The organism is Limnospira sp., from assembly GCF_051859755.1.
Classification (GTDB): domain Bacteria; phylum Cyanobacteriota; class Cyanobacteriia; order Cyanobacteriales; family Microcoleaceae; genus Limnospira; species Limnospira fusiformis.
The window spans coordinates 12,768-37,339 of the sequence record NZ_JBIMLI010000026.1; the positions used below are offsets into that span (position 1 = coordinate 12,768).

Below are 24,572 nucleotides of genomic sequence, written 5' to 3' on the forward strand. Positions count from 1 at the left end.
GATAATAATTCCGTCTTACCCAAAATGCTCGATTATGATGTAGTTATCATTGGTGGCACTTTAGCCGGACGTAAAGCCGCTATAAACGCCTCTAAAATGCAGGGTCGGGTAGCACTATTGGAACCTGACCCACCCCCTGTTCCTGGTCAAATTCTTGGGGCTAACAGACACCACCCCCTTTTACAGATAGCTAAGGTAGCTAAACAAATGCGCCAGGTGTCACAATTCGGCATCGGTTGGGAAACCGCCGATCGCACCCTACCAGAAAATATTTTGATACAGTGGGACTCTAGTTGTCAATGGAGTGAATATATCACCACTAACCTAGAAAGTATTTATTCTCCGGCGGCGATCGCTTCTTTGGGGGTAGATATGATTTTTGGGGTAGGGGAATTTATTAGAGAACCTCGGCTGGCTTTGAAGGTCAATAATCGAATTTTGCGATCGCGTACTTTTTTACTGGCTATGGGTTCCCAACCCCAAATTCCCGACATAGAAGGATTGACTCTTACCGGATATTTCACCGCCGATACTCTTCATAAAATTACCAAAATTCCTAATCATGTTGCCCTCATTGGCGGCGACCCTAGCGCTGTGGAATTAGCCCAAATATTTAGGCGTTTGGGAAGTGATGTTACCATCATAGTTCGCAGTAACCACATACTACCGAGAGCAGAACCCCACACCGCTTTTTTGCTGCAATCTTTGTTAGAAGCTGAAGGGGTGCGGGTGCTGACTAAAACCCCTGTGATTCAGGCTAAACAAATTGATGATACCAAATGGATACAAGCCGGAAATAAGGCGATCGAAGTTGATGAAATTATCCTAGGTATCGGTCGTCAGCCTAATTTGTGTGGCTTAAATTTGGATGATATCGGAGTTCAATTTATTGGGGGTTATTTGCAGCTAAACTCCCGAATGCAAACCACTAATCATCGAGTTTATGCTTGTGGAGAATTGGCGGGAGGTTATGCTATGCCTCATCTAGCTGAATATGAAGCCCAAATCGCCATCAAAAATGCCCTATATTTGCCCATATTTTCGGTCAGTTATGATCATGTTCCTTGGGTGATTTTTACTGACCCACCTTTAGCTAGGGTTGGTTTGACTGAAACTCAGGCACGACGGCGCTATGGAGACCGGGTACAAGTTAGCCGCCAGATGTTTAAACAGGTTCCTAAAACTCAAATTTTGGGGGAAATTATGGGTTTGTGTGAGTTGGTCGGACATTCTGATGGTCGGCTTTTGGGGGCTACTATTTTCGGGGTTGGCGCTGATGAGATCATTAATTTTTTGGCGATCGCTATTCAAAAACGTATTACCATCAATGCGATCGCTAATTTTACCCCTCCCTGGCCAACTCTTACCGGGATAATTTCCCCAACCGCCGCCGCTTGGGTTCATCAACGACATCGAAACCAAAAATTTTGGTATAATACCCTAGAAAATATCTTTCACTGGCGCAGGTCTAATAATTAATTACCCAGATAGTGCATTTACATCATGCTGAAAGCGATTATTTTTGACTTAGATGGGACTCTGGCTAATACCGACCCTATTCATTATCAGACTTGGGTTGATGTCCTCAAAAATTATGATCTGGAAATTAACCCGGATTTTTATCAAGCTAACATTAGCGGACGTTTAAACCCTGATATTGTCCGGGATATTCTCCCGCAACTTTCCCCCGCAGAAGGGCAGATTTTGGCTGACCAAAAAGAAGCTATATTTCGTGAAATTGCCGGGAATTTAAAACCTTTACCCGGTTTAACCAAGTTGTTGGCTTGGATACAAAAACAGCAACTGCAAACTGCTATTGTTACTAATGCGCCTAGGGAAAATGCCGCCTTTATGCTGAAGGTTTTAAACTTGGTTGATTATTTCCAGACCGTTATTGTCTCTGAAGATGTCGGGGTGGGTAAGCCTGACCCGAAACCTTACCAGGTCTGTTTACAACAGTTGAATATATCCCCTCAAGATGCTATCGTTTTTGAGGATTCTACCTCCGGGATTAGATCAGCCGTTGCTGCTGGAATAACTACTATTGGTGTCGCCTCTACCCATGACCCCCAGATCTTAAAAAATTGCGGCGCAACTTATGTCATTGAGGATTTTAATAATCCCCAGTTATGGCAGGATTTGGGCAATTGTAAATAGTTGTAAATAATGCTTGACTTTGTGCTTGACTTTACTTATGCTTTTATCATAATGGGATATTGGCGAAATTCCAAATCAGGCACACATCTAATTTTTTAATATATTATAGTTTGATGTTACCAAAATCGTGAGCAATAGTCAACCTTTTTTGGGGGGGCAGTTTTCAGATTTAACTTTTTTTTAATATTACAGTTAACAGTTGCCAGGTAAGCGATCGCCTGGGGGGGGTAGTTTAAACACAGCACAACGATATAAACTAATAGTATAGCTCAATCGTGAGTCGGGGCCAGCCGCGTCACGGAGGGAAAGATAATCAATGTCTGTTAATCAAAGTAGTCAACAAGCAACCGTCCTAGCAGTAGATGACAGTACAGTTATGCAGGGCCTAGTCAAACAAGCCCTATCTAATACTTATAACGTTTTGCTGGCTGATAATGCCGTCGATGCCTTATCAGTTATATATCATAACAAAGTTTCCGTGCTACTGCTAGATGTATCGATGCCAGGAATAGATGGATTAGAACTATGTCGGACAATTCGGAGTATCCCGCAATTTCAGGCATTGCCAATTATTATGCTAACAGCCCGAGACGGGGCCTTTGATAAAGTGCAGGGGCGACTAGCCGGGGCCACAGAATACCTAACCAAGCCTTTTGATGCCCAGAAATTGTGCGAGGTAATTGATTCGGTATTGAACGTTAAGACTTGATGCCCAAATTAATCATATTTAAAATCAAGGGAGCGATCGCCTCTACCGGGAGAATGTGGCTCGCCGCCCCCAGAGCGATCGCTTCTCGGGGCATTCCAAAAACCACACAGCTTTCCTCATTTTGAGCGATAGTGATACCGCCCCATTGTGTAATTTCCATCATTCCCTCAGCCCCATCGCGGCCCATACCCGTTAATAATACTCCCAGAGTGTGACTACCGTAGAAATTAGCCACAGACTTCATAGTTGCGGTCACCGAAGGTCGATGTCCCCCCAAAGCCGGACTAGAAGAATACAAAAACCGACCATTGCGATCGATTTCCAGGTGTTTCCCCTCCGGGGCGAAATAGACATTTCCCCGTTGAGGCAAATCTCCTGCCTGAGCAATTTTAACCGATATAGAACACTGACAATTCAACCAATTGACCAATCCCTGCAAAAACCCCTCACTAATATGTTGAACACAGATAATCGGAACCGGGAGCTGAGGGGAAAACTGAGTCAGAAGGGTATGGAGAGCCTGGGGTCCTCCCGTAGAGGCACCAATCACCACCACCCGAACAGATTGAGAGCGATGGGGTGAAGTCTTTTTCTGAGGGGAAAAAGAAGTTTTCTGAGGAGTAGGAACCGCCACCGGACTATTAACTCTGCTCCCCGAATAGGATGGACTCGCCGCCGGGGAAGTCGCCTTAACAGTAGCCCCCCGTCGATGCTTAGTAAACACCTTAACCCCAGCCAGAACTCTAATTTTATGGATCAGTTCCCTACCCGCTTGCTGATAGTCAGAAGCCAGCCCAGTTTTCGGCTTAGGAAAAACATCAACCGCCCCCGCATTGAGAAGTTGAAAAACATTGTAAGTATCCTCAGCCTGGACAGATGCACTAATTACCAGAATCGGCTTAGGGAAATTAGCCATCACCTCTCCAGTAAATTCCAGGCCATCCATGTGAGGCATATGTAAATCTGTGCAAATCACATCTGGCTGCAATTGAGGAATTAAAGACAAAGCCTCCAAACCGCTGCGAGCAGTACCCACAACCAGAATATCGTTGCATTCAGCCAAAATGCGTTTGAGAATAATCAGAGCAACTGGGGAATCTTCCACCAGCAAAACTCGAATCGCCATGTTGATTTTGCGTGTGTTAAAATACCGGGTGGGTCTAGCGGTTACAGTATATGACCGCCAGCCAGACCAATGAGCTCATCCCCCGTTGGATGCAGTCAAACTAATCGGCTGAGAGTTTGCAGGAGGATATCCTGGTTAAATGAGCCTTTAGTGATGTAGGCATTAGCTCCCGCTTCAGCACCCCGGCGTTTATCGTCATCAGAAGCAAGAGATGTCACCAAGATAATTGGTAACTCGCTATATTCTTGATGTTCGCGGATTTTGGCAGTGAATCCCAAACCATCTAAATTAGGCATTTGGATGTCGGAGATTACCGCATCAAAGGAGCGAGTTTTGAGTTTATTTAATCCGTCTAGTCCATCGACTGCTGTAACCACCTCATAACCTGCTGCTTCCAAAATACGCTTTTCTTGAGTGCGAGTAGCAATGGAGTCCTCCACTAATAGAATAACAGATGGGCGATCGCTTTCTAAATCCAACTCATCTGAATCAGAAAGACTAATAGAAGCCGAGGATTTCCAATTTTTCCGCACCGAGCGAATCATATCTTGGGGATTAAGCACCATACACACTTCCCCCGTGCCCAAAATAGTCGCCCCAGCAACGTTCCTTACTCGTCGCAGTAGTTGGCTTTGGGGCTTGAGGACAACATCTTGTTCATCAATAAGCGTGTCAACGAATAGGCCTAGTCGATTTTCCCCCATCCTTAGAATTATACAAGATCTAGCCTTCGATGGTTGAGATTGATTTCGGTCATGGCTCAGATTAGCTTCCCAGGGTCTGACATTTTCCCTCAGCCTTACCGATAGCATATCCCCTGTTGTTTCTCGTTCCGACTCATCTCGCTGAGACTTCCGTTGGTGATTCCAACCCCTGATAGCATTACGGTTAGATTGCAATTCTAGCAAGTCCACTAAACACATCACCGACACAGGTTGGTCATCAAAAAGAATCGTATCTCGACCCTCAATGGCAAAAATATCCGCATCATCCACCAATAGGGTAGTTTGCACATACTCTACAGGAATCGCATAGGAAATGCTATCAACCGCCACAATCAACACATGGGCTGTAGCCAGGGTAGTTCCCAATTGAATGCGGAAAGTAGATCCCCTTCCAGAGGTCGAATCAACGTTAATCGTCCCTTTGAGGTGTTCAACATTAGTCCTAACCACATCCATACCCACACCCCGCCCCGAAACCTCTGTCACCGATTTACGGGTAGAAAAACCGGGAGTAAAAATCAACGCTTGAATTTGTGGGATAGTCATTCCCACCAATTCTTCTGGCTGACAAATTCCCCGTTTAATGGCGGTTTGTTTAATTTGCTCAATATCTAAACCTCGGCCATCATCGCTCACCTCAATCACCACACTGGTAGCCGTTTGATATCCCCGTAGGCGGATAGTCGCCTTGGGTGGTTTTGCCCTTTTTTGACGTTCCGTGGGAGTTTCTATGCCATGATCAACAGCATTACGCAAAATGTGCATTAGGGGGTCTTTCATCTCCTCTAGGATGCGTTTATCCGCCCTAGTTTCGCCGCCCTCAATTACCAATTCTATCTGTTTATTCTGTTCCCTAGCTAAATCCCGCACCATGCGCGGAAATAGGTTAAATATCGTCGATAGGGGTAACAGTCGCAGGGTACGCACTCCCTCTTCTAGTTCGTCAGAAATTAAATCCAGACGAGCCATATCTTCATAGATGGAAGTTCTTAGCTGATTGACTAATGTGCTAAGAACCTCTAAGCGATCGCCTGTTCTTTGGTGGTAACTTTGTAATTGTCCCATCGTACCCTTACCATTAGATAAACCCTCCTTAGCTTCCAGGTCATGGAGAGCAAATCTATTGATAAAAGCATCCCGACTCCATTCTTCCAATAGGTTGGTAATTTCCTCAATTTCTGCTAACCTATGGGCAATGCGAATTTTAGTTACCGTCAACTCTCCCGTTTGAGTCATCAGAGCATCCAGGTTTCGTGTCGCTACCCGAATTGTCTCAATTTTATAGGTCGAACTAGGGACAACTGCTCGACTAGCAGGGGCTGGATTTTCTACTTCAATAATTGGACTAGCCCCTTGTTCCGGGTTCTCTGGGGTTTGCTCATCCTTCCTGAAACCATCTAGCGGGGCTGGTGTTTCTTCGGTCTCTGGGATAGTTTCCGCCTCTTCCTCCTCGTCTTCCGTGGTTGTTGGCGCTGTCAGGTTCTCATCCCCAGACTCATCAGAATCAGCTACAGCAGCCGTCTGAGTCTCTGTGGGTGGCGTAGTTTCCCCTTCTGGCTTCGCCCCCATTAAATTCGCTAACACATAAAAGGCGTTAACCCCGCAAGGTTCCCCAGTAACAGCTTCTGTCACCAGTTTCCGAATTGCATCAAGTCCTTGACCCATGCGATCGCTCATTTCATGGGAAAACGTATCCTCTCCCCTATTTATAGCCCCTAACAGGTGTTCTAGTTGGTGAGCCAGGGTAGAAACATCCTTAACCCCCAACATTCCCGCATCTCCCTTCAAACTGTGAGCTTCCCGCAGCAGTTCATCTATTTTCCCCTTATCGTGAGGGTTTTGTTCTAGGTACAGAAAACCATCATCAAGTTTTTGTAAATGTTCCTCACTGGCAATTTTAAAGACTTCCCGCAATTCGTCATCTTCAATCATGGTAATTTCTCCTAGCCATAAACTCTTGCTAAACCAGATTTTTTAAGCCCTGGGCGGTATTATTAAGTTGCTCAGTACCTGCTCGACTTTGAGCCAAACCGTTCGCTGTTTCTTGCGCCGCAGTATTTAGGCTATTCATCGCATCAATCACCTGCTCTACCGCCATCGCCTGTTGTTTAGTATTCAGAGAAATTTGTTGAATATTCACCGCCACATCATTGATAGAAACGATAATTTTTTCCACAGCCTTCGTCCCCTCTTCCGTTACTATCACAGTAGAATTAGCCGAATTTTGAATATCAGCAATTAGAGAGCCAATTTTTTCCGCCGACTTGCGACTTTGATCAGCTAATTTGCGGATTTCACTAGCCACCACCCCGAAACCTTTACCATGTTCCCCTGCTCTGACCGCTTCCACCGAAGCATTCAAAGCCAGCATATTAGTTTGATTAGCTAAATCACTAACCAAATTAGTAATATTATATATCTGGCTGAGGTTTTCACTCAAACGCAGGATTTGAGCCTGAACCTGTGACATTTTTTCCCGCAAACTCGGACTACCATCTAATGTATCTTCTTGGCGATTACTTCCCGCCAAAGCCAGCACCTGACGCGCTCCCGAAGACGCAGCAGAAGCCTGTTCAGAACACTGACGGGAGGAAGCCCCCAACTCATCCATACTCGTGCTAGTTTCATTCACAGAAGCAGCCTGTTGAACAGCCACCCTTTCCTGTTCTTCAATAGTAGTAGCAATCTCCGTAGCTGCTAGGGCGATGTTATTGGCTTCTTGGGTAATTTTCTGAACAATAGTAGTGATAATCCAACTTCCTAAAATAATCGAAACTATCACCGCTAGACCAATACTAACCCACACAGATGATAACAGATTATTCAGAGCTTGGCTTTGGCTGGCTACTCGCATATTTACCAGTTCCGCTTCCCGACTCTTCATCTGATCAATTAACTTAGCAGTATCCTCAGCAACTCTGATCCCTATGCCATTTGCTATCCAGGTTTGACGAGCTGCTTCTATGTCACCAGCCCCTACTATTTGGATTAGACCCTCGTGAAATTCGACTAAATCATCATACTGTTTCCGAATTTCCTCCATGGTTTTAAGTTGATTTTCATCAGTCATAGTTTCTGTTAACGAACCTATGATTTGATTAGCATCATTTTTGGCTTGATTCCAGCTATTTATAGATGTAGGATTGTTGGCAATCAAATAGCCTCTCAGGGTTCTGGACATAGCCTGAAGATTCCAGGATATCTCAGCAATATCTTCAGCTATTTGACGAGATACATTTAGTTGCTGGGCTTCGCTTTGCACCCGACCGACGTTAACAGAAACCACCGTGGCACTAGCAATCATCAGCAATATGGGAATAGTATATCCTCCCACAATCCAGTATCTTAACTTTTTAAACATCAGCATTTTTCGTAACTCCTAAAAATGTTAAATAATCGTCAATCCGCTAAATTTACTGTCTGAATATCCCCGGTTTATGAATATTCAAATTATCCCTAAATAATGGACTCCAGCTCATCAGCTATATGTTTTAGCTGTTCCATGCCTTTTTTGGTTTGTCCGATACCATTGGCGGTTTCGTTGGCTCCCTGCTTTAGGGAATTCATGGCTTCCAAAACCTGATTAATGGCGAGGGTTTGTTGCTTAATATTCAGAGATATTTGTTGATTATTCACAACTACATCATTTACTGCTTCTTTGACACCTAAAAAGGCTTCGGCAGTTTTTTGGGCGACATCAACATTGGAGCGAACTGTTTTAGTTCCCTCTTCTGTGACCATCACGGTGGAATTAATCGCGGTCTGAATATCGGAAACTAAAGTACCGATTTTTTGGGCGGATTTCTGACTCTCATCAGCCAGTTTGCGGATTTCGGTGGCAACTACCCCAAAACCGCGACCATGTTCTCCGGCTCGTACTGCTTCAACAGCGGCATTTAGGGCTAACATATTAGTTTGATTAGCCAAATCAGCGACTAATTGGGAGATGTTACCAATTTGATTGGTCTGTTCACTGAGGCGGAGAATTTGTTGGGCTATTCCCTCTACTTTATCTTGGAGGGTTGCCATCCCTTCTAAGGTGCTATTAACTGCAGTTTGACCACTTTCGGACAGGGATAAAGCCTTTTTCGCTCCGGTGACGGCGGCTTCTGCTTGTTGGGTAGCGGCTTCGGAGGAGGCTCCTAATTCATCCATGGTGGAGGTGGTTTCGCTAACGGCTGCTGCTTGTTCTGTAGCAATGCGTTCATGTTGTTCTGTGGCGACAGCAATTTCTGTGGAACTCTCGGAAATAGCTTTAATGGTTTGTTTAAAGGTGTTAGCAATAGATTGGCTTAAAAAGTAACCTAGGGGAGAGGCGATTACTATGGAAAGTAAGATTAATAATCCAAATAATAACAGGGTTTCATTTAATACGGCGCGAGCTTTCTCCCTTTCGATTGAGGCTACCTGCAGTTGTAAATCAATTAACTCCTGAAGTCTGGCGGTGAGGGGGTCTATGACATCATATAATTGTCCGTCAAAGGCGGCTAATTCCTCTATATTGCCTCTTTGTAGAACTTGTTGCAGTTCGCTAATGCGATTCTGGGCAGGAAGAAATAATCGCTCTATGTCGTTAGCGATCGCTTTTTCTTCGGGTGTTAATTCGGTGTTTTTATAACTTTCCCAGTTAGTGCTAATTGTTTCTATGGAACGATTAACAGTGTTTAAGGCTGCATTGGTGCTGATTAAGCCACTATTGGCTTTATTGACGGCATCAATTATCTGAATAGCATAGGCATCGGAGATATTTTTGATTTGCTGAAGGGGTATAACCCGATCATCATAGATAGTGCCAATGCGCGAATCGATGCGCCAGAATGAAAAAACCGAATAGCTACTTATAGCTAGGATGACTGTGGCGGGTATCAGGAAGAAACCGCAGTAAAGTTTGGTGGTTAATCTTTGCATCATGTTAGTAAAAATAGGCTATCATTGGCATTGCTGTCTATAAATGGTCGAGGGTCGGAGGGTCGGCAACTGTGGCTAATCTGAAAAAATAGCTAAACTCTGATTATCACTACTATTTTACGCGGGAATATGCCAAACGATAGAGTTTTTATAATTAGTTAACAATTGGTTTATATTTCTTCATTAACTACCAGGGTTTCTTGGACTAGGATTTTTTCGAGGTCTAATAAACTCATCATCCGGTTTTGTGCTTGGGGATTTTGGCGATCGCGATAAATTGCTGTCCCTCGTAAATATTCATCTTGGGTAGAATGAACAGCGGCGGGAACTAGCTTAATAGCGGAGGGGTTTAGATAGGTGACATCAAAAATATCATTAACAATAATTCCGGCGACTACTTCACCAACTTGGACGATCGCGGCTTTTTGAGAATTACCGTTAATATCCATTGGTAGACCCAAAATTCCCCTAATATCAACCAAGGTGACAATTTCACCCCGCAGGTTCATATTACCGACGATATGAGGGGGCGTGCAAGGAATAGGGGTAACATTATGAATATCGGTAAATTCCCGAATAATCGAGAGATTTACGCCAAAGTATTCACCGTTTAAACCAATGACAGCCAAGGACATTAACCCGGACAATTCATCTTTCTCGGTCTTGCGCCTCAAATTCTCGGCACGTTCCCGAAAAATCTGCCTTTCTTCTGGTGTTGCGTCAGGACAGAAAGCGGGAATTTTACGGTTTTTGGGGACTGGATAATCATGGTCATCTCGATGAGTTTCACTCCCTAAACTATCTCGATGAGAATTACTGCGATCGGAGATAATTTCGGGACTATCAGATATAATATGATCCCGTAAAGATTCGGGATTTATGATCATAATAATCTGGTCTTCAATTTCGGCATATCCAGCGATCGCATGATGATGAGAGCCGGAACTATGGTAACTTGGTATTTCTACCATCATACTATAGGGAATCTTACTGGTTATATCCTCGGAGGAAATCATCTGCACTTCGCACACTTCATTCACCAAAATTCCCAACTTTTCATCACCTAACTGTAGGACAATAATAATATCATCAATTGCATAAGGATTTTGACTATATGCAAGTCCAAAATGAATATTTAAGTCAATGATTGATAATAGTTCACTGCGTAAATTCAGAATACCTACTAATTCGGGGGCTGCTTCGACAATGGGGGTGAGTTCAGGTAAGGAGAAAATCTCTTGAACTAAGAAGCCATCTACGCCATAATTCAATCCTCCCAACTTAAACATCAGATAAGGTTTAGTTTCCATAATTTTCAGTGCCTTATTTATTAATACAAAATCAGATTTAATTTTTGTTGGAGATAAGCCTTTAAGTCTCCTCCTAAAATTTCCCCTAAATAGGGTACAGGAAGATGAGCAGGAACTGTATTTAACAGGGATAATGCAGTTAAGTACAGTTTTTTGGCTTGGGGTAAATTTCCTTCCCTTTCGTGGACAGTTGCTAATTCGAGATGAGCGCAAATTGACGAAGCAGAAACATCGGATAAATAGATGATTCTTTTGGAGAAAATTTTAGCGTTTTGTAAGTCCCCTTGCTCCTGGGCAATGTGCAACAAAATATAATAAGGTTCAATGGACAATGACTGAATTTCCAAGGCTTTTTGACAATGTAAAATTGCCTGATCATGCTGTCCGCTATTGGCATAAATTTTCGCCATTAAATAATGAGCATCAAAATTTTGGGGATGGTTAGCGACAAATTCTTGAACTTTTTTGAGGGCTTCATTATAGGCTTTTTGGTTGATGAGCTTTTTGGCTTCTTCGAGGCTTTGACTAATGGCGATCGCCTGTTCTGATGCAGTGGGTATCGCGGAAATGGGTGGCGGTACAATCGATAAAGTCGAGAGATTACCTTGTTTCTGTTGACCGTGATTGGCGGGAGGTTGAGAAGGGGATGGTAAACGGCTACCATTGGGGTGATAATAGGCTCGATTTAGCAACGGGGATAAAGGCTGGCGATGGTTTAGGGAGACATTGGGGGAGGATACAGAGAGATTTTGGGGAGGTTTTTCCCGTTGATAAATCACGGACTCTGGAAAAATGCAGGCTTTAAACTCATCAAGTAATAATCCCTGAATTTCTGCATGGGCTGTCATCAGATACCCACCGGGCCTAAGTACCTGATAGAATTTTCTCAGAACCTGTACAATATAGGGTTTCTCGAAATAAACAAAAACATTTCTACATAAAATTAAATCGATTTTACCAAGACTGGCGATCGCATTGGTACAATTATCACTCACCAAGTTAAGTTTCAGGAACCTAACCAAACTTTTAGCGGCGGGATTAACTAACCAATTCTGTCCTTGGGGATAGAAATATTGACGTTGCACCTCGGGGTCAACCATGCGAAAAGACCAATGGCTATATACGCCATCTCTAGCGCGTTGTAGGGCGACTTCATTAACATCAGTTCCGGTAATCTCAATTAACCAATTTGACCAGTCTGGGAGCAACTGTTGCACTAAAATAGCTAAAGAGTAGGCTTCTTCCCCGGTAGAACATCCAGCACTCCACAAACGCAGAGTTTTAGAGGATTTTCGGGCGGCGATCAACTCGGGTAGTATGACCTCACGCAATAACTTAAACTGACCGCGATCGCGAAAAAAGTAGGTTTCCGTGGTGGTCAACAAAGGCATCAATTCCGACCATTCGGTTTGACTCTCGGTATTGGCGGCGGTGAGCAAATTATAGTATTCATTCAAACTAGAAAGATGTAGTTGCTGAACCCGTCGCCAAATTTTTTGGGAGAAAGTCCCATAATCCTGGGGTCGAATATGTAGCCCAGTCATGGTAGCAATTAGTTGAATAAGCTGTTGAATCATTGACCATTAAGTTAAGTTATTTGCCCAAACAACACTATCAAAGGCAAGAGGGAACAGTAGAGAGTGAATTAATTTTTCCTTAAACTTGCTAAAGTTGAAAGGGAAAATAGTTATATTTTAATTATCTATTGTAAACGGAGGCAACCCGAACAGGCTGCCTCTATAGTTGTGATGTGTTTGCTATGCTGGATAAATCCTGATCCGGCGGTTGGGTTCCTCGCCGAAACTGTTAGATTTCAGGCGATAGTGTTCGACCAGTTCATGCTGCATTTTTCGCACTTTTGGGGAACGAGGTAAAAGTTCCACAGGTTGACCCTTGGGAATGACAATTTCCTCTACTGCTAGTCTGGCTTCCTCTAAGGCTTCGAGTTCATCAGAGGAATTCCCGGAAGCAAACAGAGTCAGATCAGGAACTTCTGGAGTGCTAGGATCTGACCTGTGTAGTAACCGATGCAGAGCCTTAGCAATCTGAGGGGGACTGCCAGATTTAACGGTGTGAATGGGTATATGGCGATTTTTTGCCATTTGTCGCAGCTTGGACTGATTGCGAATATGCGATCGCAAAGCCAAGACGACATCAGCACTGTCAATATCCTTAGTCACCACCACAGGCAACATCAGAGTGCGAATCACCTGATCTATCTGATAGCGAGCGATCGCATAGGGATAGATATGCAGAGGCAAATCATCCTCATTAAATCCATTATCCCCCAGATCCAAACCATTGTCATCCCCCAATCCTTGACTATCAAAGGAGGCATTCAGCAACTGTTCAAATTCCTGGGTGGCGGGTTTATTTTCCGGCGCAGACCCTTCGCGAACAGTAGTGCTAGTGGGAAGTGGCATCATTTTCCCGGAAGCCCGCAGACCCCCCAAACCCGGTGCAGACAAAGGGGGTAAGGGTCGGGATGAACCAGTAGATGCTCCTGCTGGCACCGCATTCCGAGCGGCGGGGGTGCTATAACGTTCTTGGGTAACAGTGACTTCACCGCGATCGTTCATTTGTCTGACCTGTAAAGTCGGCTGCATTCCCCGCAGCAAACCATCAACAGTAGTTGATACCGACTCATGGACAACCCAACGTTCCCGTTCCAACATTTCTATGGCAATATCAAAAGTTGGGGGAGCCTTACGTTCCAAAACGGTTTTTTGAGAACCCCGCCGCCGTGCTTCATCATCTCCCAGAGTGACGGCTTGAATTCCGCCAATCAGATCTGCTAAAGTGGGGTTCTTCATCAGGTTTTCAATGCGGTTACCGTGGGCGGTTCCGATTAATTGCACACCCCGCTCGGAAATTGTGCGGGCGGCGAGGGCTTCCAATTCTGTGCCTATTTCGTCAATGACAATCACTTCGGGCATATGGTTTTCCACCGCCTCGATCATGACCTGATGTTGCAGTTCTGGACTGGCTACCTGCATACGTCTGGCTCGTCCAATGGCGGGGTGCGGAATATCTCCATCCCCGGCAATTTCGTTAGATGTATCGATAATTACGACCCGTTTATGGAGTTCATCAGCTAGGACGCGGGCAATTTCTCGCAGGGCAGTAGTTTTGCCGACACCAGGACGACCTAGCATCAAAATTGAGCCTCCGGTTTCTACCAAGTCTCGGATCATGCCGATTTTGCCAAATACGGCGCGACCAACTCGACAGGTTAAGCCGATAATTTTCCCGGTGCGGTTGCGAATGGCACTAATCCGGTGTAGGGTTTTTTCAATACCGGCTCGGTTGTCACCGCTAAACTCACCAATGCGGGATATGCAATGGCCCAAGTCATCCCAGGTAACAGGCTGTTGGGATAGGTATTCGGCATTGCTGGGAAAACGAGCCTCTGGGAGACGACCCAAATCCATAACTATTTCAATCAAACATTCGCGTTCTGGGTGGTTGATCAGGTTTTTTCGGACTGTTGGGGGAACAATATCAAGCAATCTGTTAAGGTCGTCTGTGATCTGCATACTTCTCAGGTTGAAGTGTTCAATCAATAGGGTGAGAACTGGTTGAGGGATTTGGAGGCAGGAAACCTCAAAATCCTTTGATTTGGGCAACTAGGGAACTTGCTAGGTTAACGGCTTTCCATAGTAGGTCTGCTTGGGTTTCTAATTGAGTGATTTTTGACATTTCTAGGGGGTCAGATTCCTGATTAGGAGATTCTAGGGATTCCCAAATGGGGGAAAGTAAGGTGCGAGCATAGCTACCATAGGCGACTCCGGCGACTTTTGGGGAAGTGGAGTTTTTCTCGGTTCCCTCATCGGGGAGAAGTTTTAGCGATCGCAGCTTGGCTACAGTATAATCATTTGTGCCTCCTGCTAGTTGCACATATCCTGGTAGTTGGGCGGATAACACCTTTTGGCTCAGTTGAATGCTGGCTCTGGTGGTGCCACTACCTATGTCGCCACTCATGGGTCTACCGTCGGTTTGCCAAATTAAGGCGGTTGTTGACGGTAGGGGAGTGATTAGCTGGTGCAGACTCCACAAATAATCGATTAGGTCGGGGCTGTTGGGACAGCTAATGGCGATCGCTTTGAGTTGGTGTATCCAAGGCTGAATATGATTCCACAGGCGACGGAAGTCGGCTTCGCGATCGCTTTGGGTGTGGATTTCGATGGCATCAACTCCGGTTTGAAATATCAGCGGCGCGACGGCTTCTGGGGTAAATACATAGGACCGAGCGCGGATCAAATTTGATGGACAAACGGGAATACACCGACCACAGCCATAGCATAGTTCATCTATAACCCCAGCTTGTAGGTCGCTAAAAGCGATCGCCCCCGCCGGACAAATGCTTTCACAGGGACGGGGACAATGGCTGGGACAGGCTGTGGCTTCAAATTCAGCTTTCCGAAAATGGGGATCTTCTCCGTCGTTGAGGCTGACCATTAACCACGGTCTCCCTCGATAGCCAAAACCTCGGCGGCGAGCCTGATTTCCTAAATCAGCACATAATGCGATCGCTTCCAGGGTAGCCTTGATCACGGCTGGGTCCGCCGCCACATCAATGCAGTCCGCCCCCGCTAGGGTATAAGCTAGGGCCAAATGGCGCACTGATGGCAGGTGCTGGTAACTGGCTCCACAAATGAGTTTGAACCAGCGACCTGTTTTCAGTGATGTTAGAGGGGAATCAGTAGTGATCACATTTTCTATGTTTACATGGATGCGGGAAATGGTTGGCGCTTAGGCAACGGCGATCGCATTTTTTAAAGGTTTCCAGCTAAATTGGCGATCGCCTCCCATCTCTATGGCAATTTTAACCCGAGGTTCAATACTCGGTAGGCGACTGAGAAAATCGACCTCTTGGCTTGACAAAATATGCCCTTCTATGATCCATAATACTAATCCCTTGGAGTTAGGGGGCAGATTCTCTAACTGATAGTTGACCACCGGAGGAAGATAATAAATATCTCCCACCGCCGCATCATTACCACTGCTTTTTTTACCTAGGTGAGGCGGTCGGACACCATGAACCCCCAACAAGTACGCCGCCAAGTCACCCAATCCCCTGGCTGATAGGCTATAGGTAGTATAACCAGCTATCCTGAGACGGCGGCGGTAACGTCCCTCAAATCCTCCCTCCAACGGAACATAGAGCGCTAAAGCTCCTTCCGACTCCAAATCTCGAATTAGTTTCCCACCGGTTGTAATCAGTGCCATAGGTTCAATTACCGTCTGTTTGCTCAACTGTTACCTTAAATTTACCAGATTTAGGCGATCGGGCAACCTTCCGGCCACACAATTGATAATTCTAGGGGCGGGTTCTTCTATAACCTCGCCCCGGAAATTAATAATTAATAATTAATAATTAATAATTAATAATTAATAATTAATAATTAATAACTGCTAATTATCAACCTCGCCCCGGAAATTAATAATTAATAATTAATAACTGCTAATTATCAACCTCGCCTCCCCACCTAGAAATTGATGATTCATTACAGCCTTTTGAGTAATCATGCCATAGGCTGTCAAAGTCCCTCTCCCCCCTGGGAGAGGGATTTAGGGTGAGGGTAATAGCACGATTTCTGAAGCTGTATTCATTGTTAATTATTCATTGTTAATTATTCATTGTTAATTGGGAACTATAATGGCGGGTTCGATGGGGTCAGCATCAAAGACAGCTTGCAGAGATTCATCTAAAGTAGGACGCATGACAATGCGGTTTTCATAAGCCACAATAACCCTGACTAGAGTAGGTAAACTGTTATCAGTCGCCTCGAGATAAATTGGTTCTACATACAACAAAGACTGTTCAATGGGAATTACTAATAAATTACCCTGAAGTACCCGTGAACCTTGACGATTCCACAGTGAGATTTGCTCAGATATTCGGGGTTCTTGGTTGATTAGTGCCTCCACCTGTTCGGGTCCAAATACTAATCGCTGCTTAGGAAACTGATATAATAATAGTTTACCATATTGGGGGGAGTCCGATCGCGCCGCTAACCAAGCAATTAAATTGAGGCGACTGGCGGGAGTAAATGGCTGCAATAGAATAAACTCCGCCATGGCTTCGGTGGGTAGTTTCATAATCAAATAATAAGGCGCGACCCGTTGAGTTTGACCGCCATAAATTTCGGTGGGAATGCGCCAGACATCTTCCCGGTTATAGAACACCCTAGCATCCTGCATGTGGTAAGTTAATAGGCGTTCTGATTGGACTGTAAATAAATCTTGGGGGTATCGAATATGCTCATACAAAGATTTGGGCATATTTTCGATAGGTTCAAATAAATCGGGGAAAATATTGCGTAAAGTGATTAAAAGCGGGTCTCTGGGTTCACTGAGATAGTAGAATTTAATGGAGCCATTATAGGCATCAATTACGACTTTAACTGAGTTGCGAATATAGTTAAATTCGCCATCTTCCGGGTCAGAATAGGGGTAGCGACTGCTGGTGGTGTAAGCATCTAAAATCCAATAGAGATATTTACCCTCCTGTGCATTTTCGGGAACCACATCTTGCCCTAAACTGCTATCTGCGGCTACCAAATAGGGATTTTTATCATACCGTAAAAAGGGAGCGATCGCTTTAACTCGCTGTTGAATTTGACGACGAAATAGCACTTTAGTTTCCGGCAAAAAATTCCGGGTAAAAATCATTTGCCAGTTTTTTAAATACTTAGCAAAAAGTAACCGCCGCCATAGGGAATTAATCGGAATACCCCCATCACCGCTATAGGTATTATAGACATTTTCATCACCGGAGGGAAAGTCAAATTCCAAAACTCTAGTACCAGTCATCACATTGGTATTAGTGAGTTGACCGTAATAAATGCGAGGCTTTCCGATAGGGATACTATCTTCAACGCGAGGATCGACTTCTAGGGTAGTATCTGGGTTAAACCGAGGCGCAGGGCCGATATTTTTGATAAAATATTTAGGTAGTCCTCCTTCCGCTACTTTGTTAACTGGAGATAGGGTAAATCCATAACCGTGGGTATAGACAAGGTGTTCATTAATCCAAGTTTGCGCTTTTTCGGGAACTAACTGATAGTCTAATTCCCGTCCTGCAATAATCACCTGTTGTTTTTGAGTACGATTATCTGGTGTTTGTTCCTCTTCTGGTTTCAGCAAAGTATAGCGGTCAATAGCAGCATCAAGAAATTCATAATAAGGTCGAATTTGCTGGAGTTGACGATTAGTTTGTAATAGGGGTCGCTGGTCCCACAGCCGAATATTATCAATGGTGAGAGAATTGCTTTCTAGGTCAGCGAGGGTTAGTTGAGCGTCTGGGTCAAAGGTTTGAATATCAATATTATCAAGATGAAAACCCTGTTGGGTAAATTGAATATTGCGTTCAATATATGGCAATTCTCGCTCTAATTCGTTAGGCTGAACTATGACCCTTTGCACCATTTCTGGCAACGCCACATTGGCCGAAAATCCCATCAAAATATATACAGATAAAATCGCCCTCAAAGAATAGCTATCCGCGAATAATTTGGCATAGCGTTTTGGTTGCGATCGCGGACGACGCAAACCCATTTTTTTTAAGCAAAACTCGACATAAGGTTTAATTACTTCTACGGAAAAGAAAGCCTGCCAGAACAAGAACAGCGCGAATAATATACTAATGAAAAACATCAAGTAATAGGCGGGTTCAGCCACATTGGCATCAGTATAGCCAGCCCCAAATACGACCCCTCGCTCGGAATATAATAACTCATATCGATTTAACCAATATCGCAGAGCCATACATAGCATGAACACACCAGCCAACCCATGTAAGTGGCGCTGCTGAAAACGAGAAAATCCGGGAAATTTGCCTTGATTAAAGCTATCACCGGAAAGTAGATAAATCAGGGAGCAGGAAATTAAAGCCAAGAGAAATAAACCGAATAGCCAAAATTCTACCAAGTCAATGGCGGAGATGATAAAAATATAAAAACTAATATCTTTGTTAAAGAGACCTTCTGTAATCTGAAAATCGGTGGGGTAGAAAAATCCCAGTACATTAATCCAGTGACTAGAGAGAACCCAACCAAAACCGAGGCTAAAAAATACAGCGATCGCACTTAGAGAAAGCTGTGGTTTAATGATAACTACCATAGTCATAACCACACTAATGGCAATTTGCCACCATTGGATAGGTTGCTGAGTCATCATTTCCCAAATGACGGCAAAATCAAACCGACGGGGTAGCAAGGGAACAACCAAATCCTGCTCTAGGCTGATGTTGAAATCTGTAATAAACTCATAGCCATAGTGGAGTGTCATCACCACCATGAACATAGTTGGCCCAATTACCAGAAAAGATAGCCATGGCAAATTTAAGGCTGGGGGTCGGCTAGGGGGAGGCGGTGAAAATAGGGCATCCTCAAATCGGTGGTAAGATTTAATGGCGGATTGATAGCGAAATTTGTCAGCAATAGCCAAATTGAAGAACAGAAAGGCTGCACTCAAACCCACCCCTAGGACCCATAATCCTACTTGGGTTAGCAGTCGTCGCCTGAATACGGATAAATAGCCAACTTCATCAAACCATAGGTATTCGGCGATCACCCAGGTGATCATATCAAATATCAACCATGCGCCGAACAGAAACAGAAGCGCTTTTAGGACCCAGTTTTTGGATATCATGGCATTGAGTAGGTTAGATTTACGCCCTTTGACCATTTTAGCGTCTGGAGTCGATCGCGTGTCAGGCGATCGCTTTTGATGGTATTGACCATGGGTAGAAGTTTCGGCCCCAGCCATAATTGGCCCTAATGTATGGACGCTCTCACTCAGAAGCGTTTACAATCCCAATGGTTAGTCAATTTATCGGGAGGGATACCCCAAATATGGATATCAAGTTAATTTTAGTCGGGTTAACCGTGGTATTTAGCATCGCCTGCATATTCTTCGGGACACAAAACGGCTTCTACGACAGCGACGACTATCATGGTAACGGTTCCGCTCATTAGGAACCCACCACCTCTCAAACCCCTCCGAGACAAGGCCAGCCTTGTCTCTACCCCTTTTGGGGTATTTAGCAAAATTGTTAAAATTTTCTAAAGAAATCCCATAGACCCTTGACATTTATTTGGGAAACGGTAACAATAGATACAGAAACAAAAACAAATCGTTCATCTCTTTTCGCTCTAAGGGTTTTCTAGCCCTAATGTTCAGAGGAGGGGAGACGGAAGTAGGGAGTAATCCCGAAGGAACGCGCCTCACTAAAGTTAACCAATTTGAACAAGAGAGGCGAAAATCATGGGACTTACATATCGCGGCGTTAGCTACAGCCAAAATACCGAATCCGTTGAAACCACCGTTGGTCAAGTAGGTGGCAAGTATCGTGGTCAAGACTGGCGCTTCCGTAACTTGAAAAAAGCACCTGTTCTGCAACCTAGCCATAACCTGACTTATCGTGGGGTGAAATATTGCAATAACCCCGAAGCAGTGGCTACACCTTCTCAAACTCCCCTGTCGGTGGCCGATCGCTCTCGGGAATTAATCCTCAAGCAGCAACGGTCAGCCTGGAAACGGGAAAAATCAATGTTTAATCGTCTGGCTGATCAGGTTGGGTTAGATGCCAACAGTGCCGAAATCTATAACCCAGCTTGGTAGATAACATCTGATTAGCTGTCAATAAATACCTTAATGCACCCCTGTTGGGGTGTTTTTTTTGGCGATCGACTACCCTATTAACGCCCTGGGACTAGCAATCAAGACACCGAATGTGGCACACTTGTCCTCAAACCATTGTCTCTAATAAGATATTTGGCTGTGGTGTGTGTAGTGGACGAGGGACAAAAAATTGCTTAGGTCAATGAAAGGTGTTGTACACAGAGTTTGGGGGGGGAGATCTCCAGTTGTCTATAGTCAATGGCGCACAAAACTCAACTTACTCGCTACCCTTGTACAACGGGACCTAGAGGCGCGATACAAAGGGTCTATTCTGGGAAACCTCTGGCCTTTACTCAATCAGTTGGCGCAACTGCTGATCTATACCTATGTTTTCTCTATTGTTTTGCAGGTTAAACTAAGCATTACAGGAATGCCAGAAGACAGTAAACTGACTTTTGGACTTTGGCTGTTTGCTGGTCTAATTCCTTGGTTTGCATTTATCAATGGCTTGACCCAGGCGGCTACTTCTGTGATTGGACAAACTAATCTGGTCAAAAAAGTAGTCTTTCCCCTGGGGCTGTTACCAATGGTGCCAATTTTGTCGGCTTTTATTGAGAGTACCTTTGGTTTAGCGGTGTTGATTATCTTTGTGGGCTTCTCCTATCAAGGTCTTCACCAAACCCTCTGGCTACTACCGATGATTTGGGTTCCACAACTGTTGTTAACTGCTGGCTTAGGATATTTGACGGCGGCGCTGACAGTCTTTCTGCGAGACATCCCCCAAACTTTGGGGGTAATTCTCAATTTGTGGTTTTATGTCACACCAATTGTCTACCCAGCCAGCAAAATTCCTGAAGGGTGGCGAGTTTGGGTGTTTTGGCTGAACCCGGTTACGGCGATCGCTGAAAGTTATCGAGATCTAGTCCTAGTTGGAACTATCCAACATGGGGGAGAATTAGCCGTGGCTACAGCCGTATCCATTGTGATTTTCTCTATAGGCTTAGGAGTCTATCGGCGCTTACGTCCTGCCTTTGCTGATGTACTTTAGACCACAACATATAGACAATTGACAATTATCGCTGTTCGCCACCTTACCATTGATAGCCTAATCCTCAATCAGAATCCATGACTGATATTGCAATTTCCGTCAATCAAGTTTCCAAATGTTTTAAGCGATATAAACATCCCGTAGACCGTCTCAAAGAAATATTTTGGCCAAAAACCAGTCTGGCTGAAAATTTTTGGGCGCTACAAGATATCAACCTACAAGTTTTTCGGGGTCAAACTCTGGGAATTGTCGGACGAAATGGATCAGGTAAAAGCACCCTCCTACAAATTATTGCCGGAACCTTAACCCCTACTCATGGCGAAGTTAAAGTTAATGGCCGTGTGTCCGCTTTGCTAGAGTTAGGTAGTGGATTTAATCCTGAATTTACTGGACGACAAAATGTGTTCTTTAATGGTCAGTTGTTGGGATTAAAACCCGAAGAAATTGCGACCAAGTTTGATGATATTGCCGCATTCGCTGATATCGGGGATTTTATCGATCAGCCTGTCAAAACCTATTCTAGTGGGATGTATATTCGCCTAGGTTTTGCTGTGGCTACTAGCGTTGACCCTGATATCTTGATTGTTGATGAAGCCCTATCTGTGGGAGATGAGGCTTTTCAACGTAAGTGTTTTAGCCGCATTCACGAAATCCAAGACCGGGGCGGTACTATTCTCTTTGTATCCCATTCTGCCCCCTCTATTATCCAGTTATGCGATTCGGCGGTACTTATGGATAAGGGGGAAATGTTATTAGAACATACCCCGAAGATGATTGTTTCTAAATATCAAAAAATGATCTATGCTGATGCTGATGCAGCCGCCCAAGTGCGCGCCGAAATTAAGCAGATTAAAGCCTCATTGCCTCCTCAACATCAAGTCCATAAAGTAGTTAGTATCTCTCAACAAAATGGTAATCATAGTCAGGGTCAGAGTCAGGGAATGATTAAACATAATCCTGATTATCGAGACTATTACGACCCGAATTTGGTCCCTGACCAATTGATTCGTTATCCTAGCCGGGGTGCAACTATCCAAGACCCCCATATTAGAACTTTAAAAGGTAAGCGAGTTAATCATTTGGTCGCCCGTCAAACCTATACTTATAACTACGAAGTTGAGTTTATGAAGTCCGCCTCCCATGTCCGCTTTGGGATGTTGGTTAAAACTGTTAGTGGCTATGAATTGGCGGGGGCTTCTTTTTTGGCAACGTCTCAGTTAATTAAATATGTTGATGCCGGAACTAAAATCATGTTAGAATTTCAGTTTAAGTGCCTCCTGGCTCCTGATGTGTATTTCTTGAATGCTGGTGTATCCGGTATCGTCGAGGGAGAATTTACTTATTTAGATAGGTGCGTTGATGTGGCTATGTTTAGGGTTCAGCCCTGCGAAGAGTCCTGTGGTACGGGTGTTGTTGACCTGTTGGTTGAACCACAACTAACTATTACCTCTGGTAAGGTTCATTGGGAAAATTTAGATGGTGTATCCGTGGGATAAATAACATCTGCTATGAAAACTAATATTTTTGTTAATGATAATCCCCTGGTGGATGCTTTGATTCAGACCTTAGCCCGATCGCCTCAAACTTTTCGACGGGAAATTATGGCGATCGATGAAATGTACTCCTATGTATTTAATCAACTCGATGATAAAAACTCCCATCGTGCTTTAACCTCTTACTATACTATGGGTCGCGCGATTTTGGACACTGTAAAACAGTTTGTAGATTGGCATTTTGGCGGTTTTGATGCGGTGGAGTCCTTCTTAGATTTTGCCTGTGGATATGGTAGGTTCACTCGCTTTTTAATCGAAGAAATCCCACCGGAAAGAATCTGGGTTTCTGATATCTATAAAAAGGCGGTTCAATTTCAAAGCGAATACTTGGGAGTACAGGGAATTGTGTCTGCGTCGGTCCCTGAAGATTACCAAGTTGATCGCGACTTTGATTTGATTATGGCGACTTCCTTTTTTAGCCATATGCCAGCCACTACTTTTGAACGCTGGATGCAAAAACTTTATGATTTAAAATCAAAACGGGGTTTACTATTATTTAGTGTCTTGGATATGGAATTATTGCCCCCCCATATTCCTAGGCCAGAAACGGGGTTACTATTTAGTCCAGACAGTGAAAGTCAATCTCTCGATAAACAAGAGTATGGCACTACTTGGGTGACAGAAGAATATGTGCGGCGAATACTTGATAGCATTAGTGATGGTAATGCTGAAATTACCCGCATTCCTAAAGGCTTAAACCGCTATCAAGACCTTTATGCGGTAAGCGATCGCTCTCGCTCTGTAGCATCCCCTCATCCCCTGACATTCTATCATCATCCAGAAGGCAAAATTGACTATTGCTATATTCAACCTAACGGAGAAGTCCGCCTGAGTGGATGGGCCATTGATTTGAACCCTGGGGTAACTGTAGAAGTTCAATTATGGTCAGACTCTCGCCTTATTGGTGTCTATCCCTGTTCTGAGGAACGCCCCGATATTGTTGCCCACTACCAACAGCCAGATTTTTTACTCTCAGGTTGGTCCTGTGTCCTCTCTAGTGACCAGATTTCCCCCCAGGATATATTAATCATCAAAATTGTCTCTAGTAAGGGCTTACAGGCGATTATAGAAGGCGATCGCTTAGTGGCCATCTCCAGTCGCAGAAATTGGGAAATTAAACTATCTGCGGCACGCCAGCAACTTAGCCAAACTCAGGCACAGTTGACAGCCACCGTAGACCAATATAACCAGCAAATAGCCCAATATCAATCCCAAATAGACCAATATGAATCCCAGAAAAGCGAATGGGAACATCTAAAATCCCAAATGCAGATAATGGGTCATCAGCTTGATACCCTGGAAAATCGTATTCAGGCAATGGAGAGTAGCAAGTTTTGGAAACTGCGGACAAAATGGTTTAAACTAAAGCGTGTTCTCGGCTTGCCTGTAAATGAATAGGCTGCATGGAT

General features: G+C 44.3%; 18 protein-coding genes and 1 riboswitch. Of the genes, 8 read left to right on the forward strand and 10 right to left on the reverse strand.

Features of this window, described 5'->3' with window-relative positions; translation table 11 throughout:
- Positions 1 to 24 precede the first annotated feature (24 nt).
- The 3 genes from ACTIE0_RS06920 (at position 25) to ACTIE0_RS06930 (ending at position 2,866) form a co-directional block, all read left to right on the forward strand.
- Positions 25 to 1,479 (forward strand): dihydrolipoyl dehydrogenase family protein, encoded by a 1,455-nt coding sequence (locus tag ACTIE0_RS06920; RefSeq protein ID WP_062945786.1) that lies wholly within the window; start codon positions 25 to 27, stop codon positions 1,477 to 1,479.
- 24 nt (positions 1,480 to 1,503) lie between these two features.
- Positions 1,504 to 2,157: an HAD family hydrolase gene (locus tag ACTIE0_RS06925; RefSeq protein ID WP_006669637.1), complete on the forward strand. Its 654-nt coding sequence runs from the start codon at positions 1,504 to 1,506 to the stop codon at positions 2,155 to 2,157.
- 316 nt (positions 2,158 to 2,473) lie between these two features.
- Positions 2,474 to 2,866, forward strand: coding sequence for a response regulator (locus tag ACTIE0_RS06930; RefSeq protein ID WP_006620460.1), 393 nt, complete (start codon positions 2,474 to 2,476; stop codon positions 2,864 to 2,866).
- On the opposite strand, the gene cheB is transcribed toward ACTIE0_RS06930, so the two are convergent.
- From cheB to ACTIE0_RS06980, 10 genes are all read right to left on the reverse strand, one after another.
- Positions 2,856 to 3,992, reverse strand: coding sequence for a chemotaxis-specific protein-glutamate methyltransferase CheB (cheB, locus tag ACTIE0_RS06935; RefSeq protein WP_006620459.1), 1,137 nt, complete (start codon positions 3,990 to 3,992; stop codon positions 2,856 to 2,858). The two genes, ACTIE0_RS06930 and cheB, sit on opposite strands and share 11 nt — an antisense overlap.
- A gap of 95 nt (positions 3,993 to 4,087) precedes the next feature.
- Positions 4,088 to 6,649, reverse strand: coding sequence for a hybrid sensor histidine kinase/response regulator (locus tag ACTIE0_RS06940; RefSeq protein WP_006669638.1), 2,562 nt, complete (start codon positions 6,647 to 6,649; stop codon positions 4,088 to 4,090).
- Positions 6,650 to 6,677: 28 nt separating this feature from the next.
- A complete protein-coding gene (locus ACTIE0_RS06945) occupies positions 6,678 to 8,084 on the reverse strand; it encodes a methyl-accepting chemotaxis protein (RefSeq protein ID WP_006669639.1) in 1,407 nt (468 codons plus the stop codon).
- Between the two features lie 89 nt (positions 8,085 to 8,173).
- Positions 8,174 to 9,628 carry a HAMP domain-containing methyl-accepting chemotaxis protein gene (locus ACTIE0_RS06950; RefSeq protein WP_006669640.1) on the reverse strand — a complete coding sequence of 485 codons (1,455 nt, stop codon included), beginning with the start codon at positions 9,626 to 9,628 and terminating at the stop codon, positions 8,174 to 8,176.
- A gap of 167 nt (positions 9,629 to 9,795) precedes the next feature.
- On the reverse strand, positions 9,796 to 10,935 hold the full coding sequence (locus ACTIE0_RS06955; protein WP_006669641.1) for a chemotaxis protein CheW: 1,140 nt from the start codon (positions 10,933 to 10,935) through the stop codon (positions 9,796 to 9,798).
- A 20-nt stretch (positions 10,936 to 10,955) separates the two neighbouring features.
- Positions 10,956 to 12,512, reverse strand: a complete 1,557-nt coding sequence (locus ACTIE0_RS06960) for a CheR family methyltransferase (protein WP_006620454.1) — start codon at positions 12,510 to 12,512, stop codon at positions 10,956 to 10,958.
- 180 nt (positions 12,513 to 12,692) lie between these two features.
- Complete coding sequence (locus tag ACTIE0_RS06965) at positions 12,693 to 14,471, reverse strand: R3H domain-containing nucleic acid-binding protein (RefSeq protein WP_006620453.1); 1,779 nt, start codon at positions 14,469 to 14,471, stop codon at positions 12,693 to 12,695.
- A 67-nt stretch (positions 14,472 to 14,538) separates the two neighbouring features.
- Positions 14,539 to 15,648 (reverse strand): circadian clock protein LdpA, encoded by a 1,110-nt coding sequence (gene ldpA, locus ACTIE0_RS06970; RefSeq protein ID WP_006620452.1) that lies wholly within the window; start codon positions 15,646 to 15,648, stop codon positions 14,539 to 14,541.
- A gap of 39 nt (positions 15,649 to 15,687) precedes the next feature.
- The gene (ndhN, locus tag ACTIE0_RS06975; protein WP_006669642.1) at positions 15,688 to 16,164 is read right to left on the reverse strand and encodes an NAD(P)H-quinone oxidoreductase subunit N; all 477 of its coding nucleotides are present in this window, start codon (positions 16,162 to 16,164) and stop codon (positions 15,688 to 15,690) included.
- A gap of 414 nt (positions 16,165 to 16,578) precedes the next feature.
- Positions 16,579 to 19,707, reverse strand: coding sequence for a UPF0182 family protein (locus ACTIE0_RS06980; protein WP_006620450.1), 3,129 nt, complete (start codon positions 19,705 to 19,707; stop codon positions 16,579 to 16,581).
- A gap of 86 nt (positions 19,708 to 19,793) precedes the next feature.
- Here ACTIE0_RS06980 and ACTIE0_RS25020 point away from each other — a divergent pair, with 86 nt between their 5' ends.
- From ACTIE0_RS25020 to ACTIE0_RS07000, 5 genes are all read left to right on the forward strand, one after another.
- Positions 19,794 to 19,916, forward strand: a complete 123-nt coding sequence (locus tag ACTIE0_RS25020) for a hypothetical protein (RefSeq protein ID WP_035759729.1) — start codon at positions 19,794 to 19,796, stop codon at positions 19,914 to 19,916.
- A gap of 157 nt (positions 19,917 to 20,073) precedes the next feature.
- Positions 20,074 to 20,165, forward strand: a riboswitch (Glutamine riboswitch).
- 40 nt (positions 20,166 to 20,205) lie between these two features.
- The gene (locus ACTIE0_RS06985) at positions 20,206 to 20,562 is read left to right on the forward strand and encodes a DUF4278 domain-containing protein (RefSeq protein ID WP_006669644.1); all 357 of its coding nucleotides are present in this window, start codon (positions 20,206 to 20,208) and stop codon (positions 20,560 to 20,562) included.
- A gap of 202 nt (positions 20,563 to 20,764) precedes the next feature.
- Positions 20,765 to 21,610, forward strand: a complete 846-nt coding sequence (locus tag ACTIE0_RS06990; protein ID WP_006620447.1) for an ABC transporter permease — start codon at positions 20,765 to 20,767, stop codon at positions 21,608 to 21,610.
- A 77-nt stretch (positions 21,611 to 21,687) separates the two neighbouring features.
- Positions 21,688 to 23,106, forward strand: a complete 1,419-nt coding sequence (locus ACTIE0_RS06995) for an ABC transporter ATP-binding protein (protein ID WP_006669645.1) — start codon at positions 21,688 to 21,690, stop codon at positions 23,104 to 23,106.
- 12 nt (positions 23,107 to 23,118) lie between these two features.
- The gene (locus ACTIE0_RS07000; RefSeq protein ID WP_006669646.1) at positions 23,119 to 24,561 is read left to right on the forward strand and encodes a class I SAM-dependent methyltransferase; all 1,443 of its coding nucleotides are present in this window, start codon (positions 23,119 to 23,121) and stop codon (positions 24,559 to 24,561) included.
- Positions 24,562 to 24,572 lie beyond the last annotated feature (11 nt).